Below are 17,029 nucleotides of genomic sequence, written 5' to 3'. Positions count from 1 at the left end.
TACAAATTCCCCTTTCTATTAATCTATAATTATATCGATGTAAGTAGAATGTCTTTGTGAATTGACAGTTTCTAAATTCCCCGAATTTCGATCTATCCAATCTATCTGGTTTTCAATAGTTTCATCAAAAGGATAAATTGGCAACCTATTGACCTTCCAGTACCCAACTCCTTGATCTAATCTCAAGTTTAGGACTTTATCATTTTCGAACTCTAAAGTTAGCTCTCTTGAATGCGGCAGCTGGCTATTATGATCTGCGAGGTTTATTTCCACATTTTCAAACTGTAAAAGGATAGTTTTTAATAATTCTACCTTATTACCATTCTCTTCCATATACCAATTTTTAATCAAATTCCTATTCAGCTGGTAGTGATCATTCTTTGATTTTACAGTAGATATGATTACTTCAAGTTGATCAGACTTCTCAAATGGAATCTTATTTAGTATGCTGGTTAGAAGAATCACTGTCCAAGGTGTATGCAAAAAACGATCAGAATACTCCACCAACTTCAAATCATTAAAATCAGCTATACCAAATCCATTTTGTTCAAGCTGCGCAATAACCAAACTCCAAAATGCTTCTCCAAAATTTTTCACTTTTGTATTTAATTCCTGGACAAGACTTACTTGAAATGAATTTCCTCCTCGAAATGGTATCAAATCATTTCTATCAATTATTTTACCTTCAACAGTAAAAGATATATCCTTCGCTTTAATTAACATACACTGCCCAGTATTACCCCAAGAATCATTAAATCCTACTGATTTGACTTCCTTGCTCGCGTAAGAAATAGGTGTTCCATTTTTCCAAGTTGTTGCTAAAACTTCTCCATTCTCTATCAAATTCAAGGTATTTGTATGGAATAAATTAATATTTTGGTCTGCTGCCAACAAATACATCAAATCGAGTTTATCACTTTCAAGAAGTTGATAAAAAACATCACTCTCTATCCACAATTCAACTTCCTTGAATTTCCCAAATGGCCCAACAAGTTCTGAAATAGTTCTTCTAATGCTAGATTCTGAAATCGCCCAATCCTTTAAATCGCCTTTAAAATAGAATTGGATTTTATCAGCCTTTCCATTGTATGTCAACTTTATTTCTTTCCAAATATCAAATTGGCAGAACTCAGATATAGGACCTAGAATTTTTTCCTCATCCTGAAGGCCTAATGAATTAATTAAATTTCGACTTAAATAATTCTGCCCTATTCTTCTGTCTAAAAGCTCTGCATATTGTTTCGTATCAAATTGAAGAAGGCAATTTTGACAAGCATTCTGACAATTTTGACATCCTAGTAACTCAAAAGCATTTTCAAACATTGCTCTAAAAACACTTGGCTGTCCCGCTAAGCTTGAAAATCCGGAACCACCACTATTTGTATCAAATAAGCAAATAGCATAGATCGCATTATCAGACAGTCCTTGATTGATCACTTGTTTGACTGTAACTCCAATCTCTTCTGCATTAACTCCCAATGTTTTAGCTAATCCATATCTAAAAGCTACTCCGAGCGTCCAGGAAAGTTTTTTGTTTTCCTCATTGGAGACTAAGAAATATTCTTCTGTATGATGATGTTTTAGATAAAGCTCAAAGATATCGGTTCTATCTGCAAACCCAAGTGATATACCTGGCCTGATTTGGTTTGGCTCAGGATTACATCTAGAATTTTCACCAGCTGCAGAATTTTTACCTCTTAATTTATTGTGATTACCAAAACCATTGGGAGGATTCCCTTCGCTATCCAAAGAATCAGCATAGCCACATTTAAAGCAGAGCGCAAATCCATTTTCATTATTTCCTTTGTTATGAAAAAAGATTTCTCCATTTTCATCTGCAATAAAAGATCCTACATTTGGATTTACCAATTGCTTAAGTTCTGTACTGGTATTAATCCAAGGTACCTGTGCAGGAACATAATTTTGTTTGGAAATATCATTAGTTGGAGATTCATAGAAAGATGTAGCAAAACCTGCCGGCTCCAAATATTCAAAGTATTCTATATTAATAGGGTTGGTACAGTGCTGATTTGCACATCTAGTAATATTGCCAAAATGAGATAATCCTGATTGACCACAAGATCTACATCTCCAAGCAGTATGAATTATTTGGTGGTTGATTACAGTATCATCTGGATTTTGAAAATTAAGTGTAACACCTCTAGAAGTGTAAACTTTTCCGTCTAAAACAATCTGACTTCCAGGAGCATATTCAGATAAAGCAATTGCAGTATTTCTAGTTGGCTTTCCTGCTATTAATGTAAAATTATCATCCCTTCCATTCGCTTCATTTACCCTTTCCCTTCTAAAATCATCAACAGTATAATTATTAAAAGTCGAGATATTTGTTGGAAACCCATACCCTGGAAGAAATCCTCCGGTAATTAAAATGGAAAGGAGGTATGTTCTTCGGTGTGAAGCAAGATCAGATTGGACTCTTCGTAAATAGGCTGGGAATCTCTGGTTTTGGGGATTCGGAATACCTTCAAGTTCTACTAAATAGTAATTCAATCGATTTAGCCATTTTTCCTGCAAATCTTCTAAATTTTCCTTGGCAGGTAAGACGATGTCATTCAAATCGATTCCTTCTAAAACTGTTTTTCTTTTTATGTAATCCAATCCACTAGCCAAATTCTCAGGACAGTTATAAAGTAGACTTTCCATCCAAAAAATAAATTGGCTACTAATTGAAGGATCTCCCTCAAAAAACCATTCTGAATTTAGGGTAACTTGGTTTTGGTCTAAAGTTGTTAATTCGTTGTTTAGGTACCAGCCAAATAAATAAGCATTTAGATGTCTTCTAACTATCCGCTCACTTGATAAGGTGATTTTGGGCTGTTTCATTTTGGTAGTGAATGCCCAAAGAGGATTTTGAAACACTTGTTGATCGTGTGGATTGTTTTTACATAAAGTAATTGATAATGCCCTAGACTCCCCTCTTCTTCCTGCTCGCCCAGCTCTTTGGAGGTAATTAGACGGATGTGGAGGAACATTATTATTGCACACTATAGACAATCCTCCAATATCTACTCCCATTTCCATAGTTGTGGAGCAACTTAGAACATTGATAAAACCTTTTTTAAAATCTCTCTCATATTTCTGAAGTCTGTGCATGGATTGTTGAGCAGAATGCTCCGCACTACGAATAAAATTACCGCCTTCCAATATATTATCAGCCTGTTCAGACCATAATCCTCTTTCCTTTAGTTCTGAAATAGTTTGGTCATTACTGATCCAATTTTTCATTTTAAACCTATAATCCAAATCATCATTAGCGATGATATTAGGTAAGATTGGCATATCAACCTGCTCTCCACAATGATATTGACCGTTGGTTGCTCCAACTGGAAGATAAGGTGTATAACCTCGAAAAGTCGTGTCTAAAAATCTTTGGGTTATTGGACAAATACTTGCTTTTTTGATTAAACCAAAAGAAATAGAATTAGGATTCATTTGAAACCCACTTTCTATTGGACTTAAAAGTTGAACTCCTGTTAAAGAATTCCAAGCTTGTTCTAATATAGAATTGACACTATCAATTTCAGTTTGACTAATAGAAGTTAAGTCGATATTTAGACCTTGAGTAAGAATTCTAACCAATCGATGCTGTCTAATACCTCTACCTGCATTAAAAGATGGCCATCTTTTATATCTTCCTTGAGGGTTCTCTTGAGAATTTGGTGATAAGAGAATTTTTGGAAGATACATACCTCCTAACCAGTCAATAATGTCTCGGTTAATTGAAAGAAATATTCCATCTCTGATAAAAAAGTCAATACAAACTTTTAGGTAATCCCTCCATTCGTTTATGGATATCCCATATTGATTTAATTCTCCTGGAGTAGTGATAATATTTCCAAGCTGAGGATAGCTTGTAGCGACTAACCCTAAAGTTTCTAATGAGTTTGATCTTTTAGGCCTTCTACTGAATTCTCTAATAATTAGAAGATTCGAAATGAGGTTTAGATCATTACCTATCCCATAATTTAACTGAACAAAACTGTTCTTTATGTGCTCCGAAACGTCAGGTTCATGCTGAAGAAACTGTAATGCCTCACTATAGGACTTGGTTGAATTTAATAATTGACCAAGTTGATTCTGTAAATCTCCAATTAAATTTTGAATTACAGGGTTCTGTGCCCCTGCTTGTAGAACATTTATTTGATCTCTTTTTATTTTAATTTCTTGATTATTAACCCCTATCAGCAACGCCTTTAGAATTAGTCCTCTTGTCCTTATCCTTTCAGAATCTTGCTGGATTTTTATTGCAATTTTAGCCGTTCCTTGCCTACTATCGGTAAATGTTAACAGTCTTCTACCTCGAAATGGTTGATTCAATGGATTATTTCCATCCTTAGTGTGTTCCAATAAAGAAGGAACTAGTCCGGAAATGTAAAATGGCATTCCAAGATAAGCTGGTCTCATAGATTCTTTTTGACCTGCACCATTATATCCACAGTTGAAACAAGTTTCATTTTGTTCATTGAAATGAATTCTTATTGGATAATTGTTTGGATTTTCACCTAGGTAACCTTCATTATTTAATCTCCCTTCACTGGTCTCAACAGCTGCTCTGTAATGAATTAATGTTTTAAAGCTTTCTTCAGTTTGCTCATCCTCCAAATCCTCAGATTGTTCCTGAATTAATTCAAACTCATCAATGTCGTTTCTTCTAAGTTGAGAAAGTAGCCTTCTTCCTCTTTCATGATTCATTTCTCCTATTAAATGCGGTTCGTTACATTCGTTACAAAAAACCAATTCATAAACAGGAGCACCACACTCACATGTTAAGCGATGTTGGGAATATACCTTTCCAAAGTTCCAATTATTTACCAAAGCTGTTCCCTGTTTGCATTGACATTTTGTATCAGCACAAACCCATAAACCATTTAAAACCTTATGAAAGAAATGTCCTCTTAATGGCAAGAAATGAACTTCTTCTTTTAGCAATTTTTCGTCGGAAGCTACATCTATCCATTGAAGTGCCAATTTTTGAAATTGAATATTGCCTCCCTGTCCAGGATAGATTAAGTCGGTGATTTGAGTAAGCTTTCTTGCTTCTGCTTGAATATCTACCTCGCTTATGAAAAATGATCTTATTGCTCTAAGTGTTTTATTTTGATAAAAAGTGTTTAGACTTTCTGCCGGCTCAAGGTTTGATATTTCTTCAAGTTCTAAATCATTAATTCGATTTTCTTCTATAACTGGGATTGTTCTTGCACCTCCTACTACTTCAATATTTTCTATCTCAATCCCTGCGATATCTGCCAAATACTTTTTTAAAGCCAATTCTGATTCTTCATCACTTCCTATTGTTGCAGAAGTAGCAATAAATCTCACATTTTTAGCTTCCACCCCAAAGCCATTCAATACTCTTCTAATCAATAAAGCCAATTCTGCAGCTTGAGATCCTATGTAGGTATGAGCTTCATCTAAGACAACATATTTCAGTCTTCCTTGAGAAGCATTCAAAATAGGCCTATCCTTACCTCTGATCATCATATATTCCAACATGGTAGGATTAGTAACCAATATCGGCGGAGGAGATTGCCATAAATGATTTCGATCATAAACTTCATTTTTTGGCCTTCCATTTATAGTAGCTGCATTGAAAGCAGGTTCTGGAGTATTTCCATTATACAAACAGAATCTTATTTTTTCACCGTAATTGAGTGTCCAAGACAATACTCTTTCTCTTTGGCTGTTTATCAGAGCATTTAAAGGATAAATAAACAACGCTTGAACCCCTTCCAATTTTTGGCCATTTGATTCATATTGACTTACCAAATCATCTATTATTGGAACCATAAAGCACTCGGTCTTTCCTGAACCTGTTCCACTAGTGACAATTAGAGATTTTGGTTTTTTTTCCTTTAAAATTTCCCAAGATTTAAGTTGGTGCGTTCTAGGTTTCCAGTTCTTCTTTAAGGCTTGATCTTTTAAATTGAGTGACTCATTCCCGAAAAAAGGAACATTAGTATGCTCTGCATCTAAGGCTTCAACAAAAGAAGAATTCAAAAAAGACCTTACTCCTAATTCATCAAATGTTTCGTCTACTTCAGCCCATGGAAAAGCTGCTTCAAAAACCGGATCAGCTAAAATTCTATTACCTTGAGCTAACTCATCCGTCATTTGCCTTTTGATATGAGATCTTAATTGGGGGTTCCTTATTCCCAACACGCTAAGAGTTGAATCCACTGATCTTTTAGAGATTTCTGAAAATAGTGAGTGATAATAATTCTTCATAAACTAAGCGTTGTTAGGGTTGTAAAAATATTGGCTAAAGCAGAAGCCTTGGACCATTGAATAAACATCATCAAAATATTCCTTATCAAAATCCATATTTAATTTAAAACCTAAGAGGATTTCGGGATTAAGTTCTTGAGCATTTATTAGTCTGCCATTTACTGAATGAAAGGCTAAAATCACAGGTAAGTAGATGACTGGCTTCTGCCATCCATGTAATCCATCTGGCAAAATACTTCTAAGCTCTTCAGGGAGTTGTGTGAATTTTTCAACAATAAAATTCCCTACAAAAGACGCCCAATAAACACCTTGTGGATTTCTTGCCCTTACTCCTAACTTACCTGCTCCCCCATTGACCACTGAATGAAAAATATCTTTTAATGATTGTATAGGAAAGCTATTTGGGGTTTGATTCAAAAGTTCTACTAAGCTATATAAACCCAGTTCGTTCTCGATAATATTCAATTTATCTGACTTGAAAGCATCTAAAAATTGAAAATAGTTTTCCGAATTTGTCAATTTTTCTAACCAAGTGGTGAAAACTTCTTGCCACATATATAGCGATACCAAATGCCATAAAAAGCCTAATTCTTGTGATACTTTTTGAATTAAAGCTGAATCTGCATACGAGCTAAAAAGTAAAGTAAGCATGCCTTTAGGAGATTTTACCAAACCTTTCCAGACGTCTAATGCACTGATAGGCAGATGTTCAGTTGCTTTGAATAATTCATAGAGTTCTTTCCATACCTCATGGTCAAAATTCAAATAGCAGCTATCAAAAAACTCCTTGAATCTTTGAATTCTTTGATCATAGTCCAAAAAACTTCCTTCCCAAAGATGTTGTATAGGTCCATCATCAGCATTTATTCCTTTCTCTCCAATGATGATAACTGTTGGAATAATTAATTTTTCAGAATCTAAATTTGAAAAAACAAACCAAACACCCTCAGATGGAAGGGTTTCGATTAGATTACACTTGTTATCAATCAATTGGATATCGACCAATTCCTCAGAAGTAAACACTTTATCCAGTCTAAAGGCAGAAAGCTTCAGATTCAATTCATTCACTTCATTTTGGCATGATATAGAACCTGTTGAGTAATCAAATATGAATTCCATATCATACTTAGCAATTTCTATATAATGGTGAGGTGTGCTAGATGATATCCTCACTTTTGCCCTTGTATTATGTGTTAAAGCAAAAAGTTGATTGACAGATTTAACCCACTGATAAAGAGGTAAACGATTCGAAGAAAAAGGTTCAACGACAATTTCTTTTTTGATCACTAATGAACTTGCTTCACCATCATGAATATCAAAAAGCTTTAAAGAATAAGTTTTCTTTTCAGCTATTCCCAGATAGTTGTTAAGAATTATACTCGAGCCATGAATATTTGAAAGTGAAAATGAGGTTCTATTAACTACTTTTCCGTTACCATCCACAAAGACCTCATTAAAATTCGGATTTGGAACCTTCATATCCACAATTTCCCCAGAGCCGAAATTAATAGAAAGGTCAACAAATGTCCTATTTGAATCAGTTTCACTTGGATCAATCCTAATTTCGATTTTCTCTCCAATTGACTTAATTTCGGTTTCAATTCCATTTCTAGCTTCCAATAAACTGAAGTTTCTCTGCGATTGTAGTTCGATTTGTTTGGTGTTGGGCTTTACAAAAACTTTAAAATCTAATGGAAAAATGTTAAGGGTTTTTGTTCCAAGAATATTGCCTTTTCGGTCTTTAAATCGAAATCTCTTCCTGCCAAATACATTTAAGTTTGATACTTCCCACTGCTTTTCATAGTTAAGTACTTCTATTGTACCTAAAAAACTCTCCTTTAATCCATGCTTTCTATCTAGCAGATGAACTCTTGGGAAACCAAGAAATTGATTTTTACTTTCTCTTAAAAAATAAAAAGAACCTGATTCTGGCAACGATCTATTAGAAAAATCAAGTATTTTATTACTATCATTCTCTTGAGCTAGTTTTACCCAAAAAGCTGATTGATTTTCAATATCATTGATTAAACAATCTGAATCTAATTGATATACCGTCAATCCTTGTAATGTATTTCCAACTTGTTGAATTGCTAAGTTTTCAATGGAAAATAGAGATTCATCAATTAAAACTCTGCACACTAATTCTTTGATCTTTAAAGGAGCCGATCCCTTAAAAACCCATTTTCCATAATTTTCTTCTGTGAAAACTAATGGTTCACTTGATTGTATTTTAAAATATTTTGCAATCTCTGATTCTACTCTAAGTTCCATGTTTTCGGATGAAAAAGTCAGAACCCATTCCTTATCAATTACATCAAAAGGAAGTATAAATCCATCCAACCCTCTAGCCGATATTTTCCCACTATTAACCTTGGTGAAACTAGTCAAGTATTTAATCTTCCCCTCCACTTCAATATTTAAAGAGAAATAACCGGGAAGTGTATCAAACTCATCTTCTTTTAAACCAAAAGCTTCGTGGCTATAAACCCCTTTAGAAATTGATAGGAGAGTTTTAATAATAAATTCCCCATTACCTTCCGTTAAGATCGTCTCGAAACGTAAAGCAAGTGGCTCAATCTTCTCCAACTTAGAAATATCTGAAATTATCTTGTTGAAGAATTCATTCATTCGATCTCCTTCAATTTTCAGAGGCATTTCGTTTCTCCAAGTTGTCAATTGACTTTGCAGATATTCAGTCGGATTGCTCTTGCTAGCTAAATCAAATTGTAATTTGAATTCTAAAAATTTAAAGCAAAGTTTAGTCACAAGACTGTAAAAATTATACTGTCTCAAAACCATTGGAATTGGATATTTCTCTATCCTTTCCTCAATGATGGGTATCAACTCTTCCTCCTTTAGTCTGTAGCTTTCTGCAATTTGGAATATTGCTTTAATAAGAGAGGAGAGGTTATTATTATCATGAAGAGATGAATTTGGAAGACCTGATTCAAATCTTAGTGTTTCAAGAAACTCTCTATTTTGACCTTGAAATACTTCTCTCCTCCAGAACTTCAATCCGATTTCTACAATCTTAGTCCTATTTTGAGGGGAGTTAATCCGATCCTTTCCGATTGAATTAAAGATGTAATCCCATCTTAAATGACCTTCAGAAGATTCAGCCCTTAAAAACTCGACAGCGTAAAGAACAAAACATGCATAGCAAAAACTATTCTCTTGCCAAGATTCCTTAAGTAGGATTTTCAAACAATCATACCGACCTTTTGAAATTTTATACTCGTATAATGGCCTTCCATCTGGAGCATTTACTCCTCTTTTTTCTAGGAAAAATTGGAGGAATTCTTTGAAGTTTTGAATAGTAGGCATATTATCTTAATTATTTCTCAAAGTAATTAGCAATTTGCGCAAATCATCTGCGCATAAAAATAATTTTCAATATTATTGAAGTTCTTTGCAAATTTCGCTCAGCAGCAGATTTTCTTGAGTATCTGGAAACTACCTCACCCCCCCGCCCTCTCCTGAAGAGAGAGGGTGATCGGCTCTGCTCCAAATAGGCTAAAGAGTAAGAAGGAGGTTGGTTGTTCTCAATAATTAAAAGGCTTACGCAATAAAAGGAATAAAATGAACGAAAAACATACCCTGTACAGGGTATTTTTCAGTTAACCTAACCCCAACTACCGATATCGCGTTGCTCATCAGGACATGATCTCTTCCTTTAAGAGAGGGCGATTGGCTCTGCTAAAATATTCTACATAAGGAGAGATGGTGTCGTAGGAACAATGGTCTCCCCTGCCTAGCAATCAGTATCCTGACTTCATACTTGATATATTGCTCTAAATCAACATCTTTCTGTATCTTAGTAGTGATAGAAGCGCTACTGGATGATCATAATATTGAGAAGTTAAGAGCCGAATCCAAGTGTATCATCGTGAAGTTCGCCATAGCCATCGAAGATAATATTTATAGCATTACGATTATAGAAGCAAGTATTTCCACTTTGGTTCCCTTGGATTTGACAGAGATGATTTAGTAGTATCATGTTAACGGTATTCTTTTTAATAAAAGTATGAAAGAGCTTTTTGAATCTTGGATTTTGGAATTCAAAAAAAATATTACTAGACCAGATAAATACTCGTCTACAATTATAACAATATCAAATCATCTGTATTCAAAGGGAAATGATTTGGAAATATATTCTATCCGGGAAGCAGATGAAGTAATAAAAATCAGACAACTCTATTTTAGCTATGATGAATTCTACTATAAAAATATTACTGGAAATCGTATGTATAGCAGATCACTCGATCTTTACATTGAATTTCTGGATTCATCACAATTAATTACTGGCAACACCCCATCTCCAGAAATCCAAAGTATTTTAAAGAATAATTTGCTCACCGAAACTGAAAAAGAAAGTATCATATTAAGTAGACGTGGTCAAGGAAAATATAGAGAAAATTTAATAAAAATTTGGGGAAAATGTTCAATTTCGGGATATCCAGATTATAGGATGTTGGTCGCATCTCACATCAAACCTTGGAGCAATTCAAATAATACAGAACGAATCGACCCTTATAATGGGCTACTACTATTACCAACGTATGATAAGTTATTTGATTTAGGGCTAATTAGTTTCATAGAAAATGGAAATATTATAATTTCAAGTCAATTGAAAAATTACGACTTATTGTTTTTAAAAAAAGAGATAAAAATAACCACTAATATCAACCATTTAAAATATTTAGATTTTCACATTAAAAACATTTACAAAAAATAAGCCCAACTTATTAGTGGCTTTAATATTACATTATTTAATTTAAACTACTAGTTTATTTTTTATGCCTTAACTTGGAAATTTAATTTTATAAATGATTTTCCATCTTCTTTATAAACTGATCCATAATTCATTTTTGTACCTGAAGGATTATCAAGACGAGAAGAGTTTTTCAAATAGTCCCTAAACTTGTTAAAATCAATTAGATGATAACATAACAAATTCTTATCTGGTTTTACAATTATAATACCCCCCACCACATCATAAACTCCAGACCAAACTGTTTTTGAAGTCATGCCTAATGCTGCCTCAATCAAAAAATTAACAATTCTATATTCATAAAAATTATGACCTTGCGAGAGATCATAACCCATAGGATTACTACCATTTAATTTTTCAATTACTTCAGTTATTTTGGTTATTTTATTAATATATTTTTCAAGGACAATATGAGCAACTATCTCAGGTAAATCACTGTCTATCAATTGTAAATTTAACTTAAAGGTACTATCCTCATAAGAATAAAAATCAATACTATAACCTAATTGAATTATTCTTTCTATTCGTTTAATGTATTTATGACCTGTATCAATTTTATTTACATCATTTAAATCTGAATCCGAGATAGGATTACCATAATCATCTTTTATAATATATACTATATTGGTAGTTTTATTAGCATTAAATAATGTTGGAGCACTTCCTAAAAAAGATTTTATACTAAACTTTTGTTGGGAACTAATACCATGAACTGGGTCATAAATTAATATATTAATATCTCCTTTATTTTGAGATTTTTCTGAAATTCTATGTATTTTAAACTCTTCAATTTTTTCATTTATACTTTCTGACAAATCGCTATTATTAGTAATCTTTGAAACAATTTTATCTGCTATTTCTTTTGCTTCACTTTGTAAAAAAGAAAGTAATGTTAACCCAGAATTGGAATCAATAATATTTATTTTACTCCCCTCACCTCTTTTATAGTTTAATTCAAGCCCTGAGTCATTCCTTTTAATAGATTGTATTTCGACATAAAAACTAGTTTTGTTTAAATTCTCATCTGCAGAAAACAACGATCCATCAGAAAGTAATTTAAAAAAAGTATATAATTCACTCCACTCTCCTTTATTACCTGTTAACATTTTATTTCAGTAATTATTTGAAGAATTTTTTCCGCTGTAGCCTTAATCGCAGGTACAGCCACTGAGTTACCAAACTGTTTGTACGCAGAGGCATCAGCCACCGGAATCACGTATTTATCGGGAAAACCTTGTAGGCGAGCCCACTCCCGGGGGGTCATTTTTCTGATTCCAAGACGATTTACTTCTCCTTTGATATGGGTGATAGGAGTGAAATCTTCCAGTCTGTCGTCATACACCAGATTGCGTTCCCTACCCATTCCCCCACAAACAACTGCATTTGCAATCCCATCATCAGGAATGATTTCATACCCGAAGCCGTTCCCCTTACCCTCATGTCTGGCCTTATGTTCTTTGAGGGTTTTTAGGTATTGGTTAGAAAGATAATATTTTACAGAAACCACCGCTTCTTCCTTCACATCTTCAAATGATACTACCTTCTCCAAAGGCTCAGGATATTCAAATTCCGAAATCCCTAAATCTTGTCTGAAGCCTACAATGAAGATCCTCTCTCTGTTCTGTGGTACACCAAAATTCTTCGCATTCATGACTTGAGGATCTGGAACATAATACCCCAAATCTTCTCTCAGTACATTAAGAATAGTAGCTAACGTTCTACCCTTATCGTGATTACGGAGACCTTTTACATTCTCCAGAAAGAAGGCTTTGGGTTTTTTTCTTTTAATAATTTCAGCAACATCAAAAAAGAGTGTTCCTCTGGTATCTTCGAAACCACCTCTCTTACCTGCAATCGAAAATGCCTGGCAAGGAAACCCTGCACACAGCACATCAAAGCCATCTGGTATAAATTTCTTTGTTTCTTCCTTGGTAATATCCCCAAAGGGTACTTCCCCAAAATTGGCAGCATAGGTTTTCTTTGCCTGCTCGTCCCATTCGCTGGTAAAAACACACTTCCCCCCCAGACTTTGCATGGCAAGCCTAAAGCCTCCTATTCCGGCAAAGAGATCAATAAATTTAAAGTCAGCTTTTTTGGGTTCAGCGAAGGGAACATCATTCTTGTAATCGAACAGCATGTACTGAAGGGCTTGTTCGGCTACTTCGTAAGTGATGTCATCGTCAGGGAATTTGTATTCCATCGCATGCCTTACATGCTTAACTGCCTCCTTTTTATAGAATTGGGAAACTCCATTTCGGTGATTGTGGAGATAGTGGGTGAAAGCGGCTTTTCCGTAATCAGAAGCTTCGACCACCCGGATTTTGAATTTCTGGCCAGAAACCTCTTCAATTGATATTTTCTCCTTAAACTTCATTACTTAATTTATTTGGGCCGATATGGTTTTGCATATCGATGACTTCTAATCCTTACTTAAGATATTTCAAATATATCTATTCTCCCAATAGTCTCTTCTATTCAATTTTGGATAAAAAGGCATTTGACAATAACTGTCAATTTTATTTTGACTAGCAATAATTTCATCCCACATCTCTTTTACAAGAGCTCCCAACTTCATTTTCCACCTAGAATTCCTCGTGGGATTTGATGGCTTTAACCATTAAGGCCTGCGATAGAAAAGATCTCGTCTACAGTACTACCGTATTTGAGTACTTTTTGAGCTTTGTATTTCCTCTTGTTCAGCACTTTTGACTCTCCAAATCCAGATATTAGCCTATGGATAATTTCATTTTCTACAGCTTCGATAAATTCACGGTTCTCTTTGTGTAATTCTGGAGTACAATCATCCTGAAATTCCCTCAGTGGAAAAGCATGCATTTCGATAGTGGATGCCTTCAGGAAATTGGAAACCTGAGACTTAACCTCCGCATCGAATTTACCCCGCTTAGGTTTCTCCAATCCTAAAATCTTACTTACAATAGCCCTATATAATTGGTTTTCTGTGGAATGTCCCTGATCGCTGAGATGTCCGCCTAGTCTTCTGAAAGCCGGTCTGGCAGTTCTATGATTTCTGTCTCCGGTCTGTCCCACGTAGTAGTGAGTGTCATAATTTGGGTGGCGTACTTCAATGATATAAATCAAATATGCCTGTGCAAATTGGTTGCCCTCTATCTGTATTTTAAAGTATTCCATTAGCTAATAGTTTTTTGGGAGGATTTTCAGAAAACATGGTGATAAACTGCTCGCAGTCCTGCTTTAACTCATTGACAAGTTCGTCACGCAATGCCTTAATACCTGACACCGTTCCCATATCATACTTTTTTGCCAATGCCACTCTATTATTAGCCATGGAAGCTCCAGTACATTTATCAAAAATCTGTTTGGGAGGCAAATCCAGAGTATCGCTTTTTGATGTCTCTTCAATGCACACACATAGATCCTTTGCCGTTTTCTTTAGAATATCCTGAGACATGGCTGGTGGGAGGTGATAAAAGCAGAATAGTGTGAATGCTGAGATGATGAAGTAAATTTTAATCATAAGGTTTAATGAGATCTGACTTAAAATTTAATTCAAAAATTCCATTTAAGCACTATGTGATTTGGCTAAAGCCCCGTTGGGATTAAATTTGCTTTGGGGAACGGGCTGAAGCCACGTTCCTATTGATGGCGGTAAATACCAACTACTTTATTTGTTGTATTGGTCGAAATAAGACAACACATTTCCGAGAATAGTACCGAGTTCTTCTTTCACCTCAAAATCCCAAAACCTCAATACTGTCCAACCTTTGGATTGATAAAAGGTGTTGACCTCCCGGTCCCGCTCCATATTTCGCTCGATCTTGGCGATCCAGAATTCCCGGTTGGATTTGATGGATTCTTTTCTGTGTTCCCAGTCGTACCCATGCCAGAAGGTGCCGTCCACAAAAATGACGAGTTTGTATTTCTTCAGGCTGATATCGGGTTTGCCGGGGAGTGGTTTCTTTGGGGATTTATATCTAATTCCTGCATGCCACAGGGCTTTCTTCAAGAGTTTTTCGGGTTTGGTATTTTTGCCTTTAATTCTAGACATATTGAAGGAACGGGCTTTGGTGGTGTAGAAGCCGTTTTCTTCGCAGAACTGAGGGACTGCTGTTTTGGGGCGTATGTAGGGGGTGGGTTTCAAGGGGTTAAGGTAGTGGGTAGTTTAATTGTACCAACTATTTGTTCGTAATTAAGAAGTATAGGTTGTCTCTCATTAATTTAATTGCAAGAATGCTTTTTTCTCGTTCTTTTGGCTTAGCCCAAAAGAACCAAAAACCCAAGACGCCAGCAAAGCTACCACCGCACTTACCAGCCGCCTGCCTCGCTGCTGCGTCCTTCCAGCGCGCCCTTAACACAAGCACTTCTGCCTATTTGATAAGCTAAGATGGTCTTCTCTTGCTATTGATGTAATAACGCGAAGACTGATACTTTTACTGCGGAAGAGTTTATGAAGATTGGGGAAGTGATTAGGCAGGTTTGCGCATACCTAAAACCAATTTAAAAATCTACTAAAATAGCTTTGGGGATTGATTTTTGGGATTCGTCCATTTTTTATCAAATGCACATTTTTACGATTTAAATAAGCCCTTTCCAAACAAGCGTAAAAATCCTTGTCTAGATCTTCCCAATTCAATCTTAATGCATAACCAGAATCCAGATTCGCCTGCAACCTCTTAGGAACATTATGGAAGTCAACCGGAAGAAATAAAGCGACTATACCTTTTGGCTTAAACACTCTTTTTGCAGACCCATGAGCACTTATATTACGGAGGGAATACCAAATTTCCCAATCAATCCAATCACTTTCCCCCGTTTGATCACCAACAAGGACTACTGTTATAGAAGAAGACCAAATCCGGTATTGGATATATCTGGAAATTCCATATTTAGAACTTTCACCCAGATCTAGCTCTTTAAAGCCGTAGTCCCTCAAACTCCTATCATGAAGAATTTCTCTAAGGTCATTTAAAAAATTGAAATTTGAATGATGATGGTAAGAAACAAAAAAATTTCTTCTTTTATTGTTATTGAGCACGACAGCCATATGTAAATTATTAAAAAAGGAGTGTTATCAAATTTACTGAATCTTTTAAAATGTGACCCTCTTAAATTACGGTAAATGAAGAAATTTTCAATCTAATCAGTTAAGGACTAGCTACTTTTCCTTCTAATACATCCAATACCAGTTTAATACAGACACCCAACTCCCCCTCCACCTCAAAATCCCAAAACCTGAGGACAGTCCATCCTTTGGATTGGTAGAAGGCGTTGACCTCCCGATCCCGTTCCATATTGCGTTCGATCTTTGCGATCCAGAATTCCCGGTTGGATTTGATGGTTTCCTTTCTTTGTTCCCAATCGTAGCCATGCCAGAAGGTGCCGTCCACGAAGATGACGAGTTTGTATTTCTTCAGGCTGATATCTGGCTTGCCGGGGAGAGGTTTCTTTGGTGATTTGTATCTGATGCCTGCATGCCACAGGGCTTTCTTGAGGAGTTTCTCGGGTTTGGTATCCTTGCCCTTGATCCTGGACATATTGAAGGAACGAGCTTCGGTGGTGTAGAAGCCGTTTTCCTCCGAGAATTGGGGGACTGCTGTTTTGGGGCGTATGTAGGGGGTGGTTTTCAAGGGGTTAAGGTAGTGGATGGATCAATTGTCTTATAGTTTTTGATCGTAATTGGAGGGTAATGGTTTCCTTCATCAGAGTAATTTTAAGGATGATTTTGCCATCCGTATCCTTTTTAACCCTTTCCGATAGCTTTGAGGCGTTTTCTGTTCCGTCCTTTTGGCTTGGCCCAAAAGGAGGGCTGAGCGTCAAGTAAATGTCCTGTGGACATTTTGCTGCGTCACCCCACCACGCCCCAAACACAGGCATTAGTGCTAAATAACCCAAAATATCGCTTAGGGATATTCACTTTAGATCGAGATCAAGAAACAGAACTTTCTATTCCCCATCACTAGAAAACACAAATTCAAATCCATAGTTTTTATCCGGGCATTGAAGGTTCTGTATGAACTTCCGCAATTTCTCCAA

At 35.5% G+C, this 17,029-nt stretch carries 11 protein-coding genes; 2 read left to right on the top strand and 9 right to left on the bottom strand.

What is annotated here, in order from left to right; translation table 11 throughout:
• Positions 1-18: 18 nt before the first annotated feature.
• Entirely contained in the window at positions 19-6,246 is a 6,228-nt protein-coding gene (locus SYJ56_RS19365) for a DEAD/DEAH box helicase (RefSeq protein WP_323837032.1), read from the bottom strand.
• A gap of 3 nt (positions 6,247-6,249) precedes the next feature.
• Positions 6,250-9,570, bottom strand: a complete 3,321-nt coding sequence (locus SYJ56_RS19360) for an STY4851/ECs_5259 family protein (protein ID WP_323837031.1) — start codon at positions 9,568-9,570, stop codon at positions 6,250-6,252.
• A 496-nt stretch (positions 9,571-10,066) separates the two neighbouring features.
• Here SYJ56_RS19360 and SYJ56_RS19355 point away from each other — a divergent pair, with 496 nt between their 5' ends.
• A complete protein-coding gene (locus tag SYJ56_RS19355; RefSeq protein ID WP_323837029.1) occupies positions 10,067-10,234 on the top strand; it encodes a hypothetical protein in 168 nt (55 codons plus the stop codon).
• A 36-nt stretch (positions 10,235-10,270) separates the two neighbouring features.
• Positions 10,271-10,981, top strand: coding sequence for an HNH endonuclease (locus SYJ56_RS19350; RefSeq protein WP_323837027.1), 711 nt, complete (start codon positions 10,271-10,273; stop codon positions 10,979-10,981).
• A gap of 59 nt (positions 10,982-11,040) precedes the next feature.
• Here the strand turns inward: SYJ56_RS19350 and SYJ56_RS19345 are convergent, their stop codons facing one another.
• From SYJ56_RS19345 to SYJ56_RS19315, 7 genes are all read right to left on the bottom strand, one after another.
• On the bottom strand, positions 11,041-12,123 hold the full coding sequence (locus SYJ56_RS19345) for an HpaII family restriction endonuclease (protein ID WP_323837025.1): 1,083 nt from the start codon (positions 12,121-12,123) through the stop codon (positions 11,041-11,043).
• Entirely contained in the window at positions 12,117-13,391 is a 1,275-nt protein-coding gene (locus tag SYJ56_RS19340; RefSeq protein WP_323837024.1) for a DNA cytosine methyltransferase, read from the bottom strand. The genes SYJ56_RS19345 and SYJ56_RS19340 overlap by 7 nt, the downstream gene beginning before the upstream one ends.
• A 236-nt stretch (positions 13,392-13,627) precedes the next feature.
• Positions 13,628-14,167: a hypothetical protein gene (locus SYJ56_RS19335; protein WP_323837023.1), complete on the bottom strand. Its 540-nt coding sequence runs from the start codon at positions 14,165-14,167 to the stop codon at positions 13,628-13,630.
• Positions 14,154-14,513, bottom strand: a complete 360-nt coding sequence (locus tag SYJ56_RS19330) for a hypothetical protein (RefSeq protein WP_323837022.1) — start codon at positions 14,511-14,513, stop codon at positions 14,154-14,156. Before SYJ56_RS19330 ends, SYJ56_RS19335 begins: the two co-directional genes overlap by 14 nt.
• 147 nt (positions 14,514-14,660) lie before the next feature.
• Positions 14,661-15,137: a very short patch repair endonuclease gene (locus tag SYJ56_RS19325; protein ID WP_323837020.1), complete on the bottom strand. Its 477-nt coding sequence runs from the start codon at positions 15,135-15,137 to the stop codon at positions 14,661-14,663.
• A 345-nt stretch (positions 15,138-15,482) separates the two neighbouring features.
• The gene (locus SYJ56_RS19320) at positions 15,483-16,040 is read right to left on the bottom strand and encodes a TIR domain-containing protein (protein ID WP_323837019.1); all 558 of its coding nucleotides are present in this window, start codon (positions 16,038-16,040) and stop codon (positions 15,483-15,485) included.
• Between the two features lie 100 nt (positions 16,041-16,140).
• Entirely contained in the window at positions 16,141-16,623 is a 483-nt protein-coding gene (locus SYJ56_RS19315; protein WP_323837017.1) for a very short patch repair endonuclease, read from the bottom strand.
• Between the last annotated feature and the right edge of the window lie 406 nt (positions 16,624-17,029).

It is taken from the genome of Algoriphagus aurantiacus, assembly GCF_035156405.1.
GTDB classification, from domain to species: domain Bacteria; phylum Bacteroidota; class Bacteroidia; order Cytophagales; family Cyclobacteriaceae; genus Algoriphagus; species Algoriphagus aurantiacus.
This window is presented reverse-complemented; position numbering and strand designations above follow the sequence as displayed.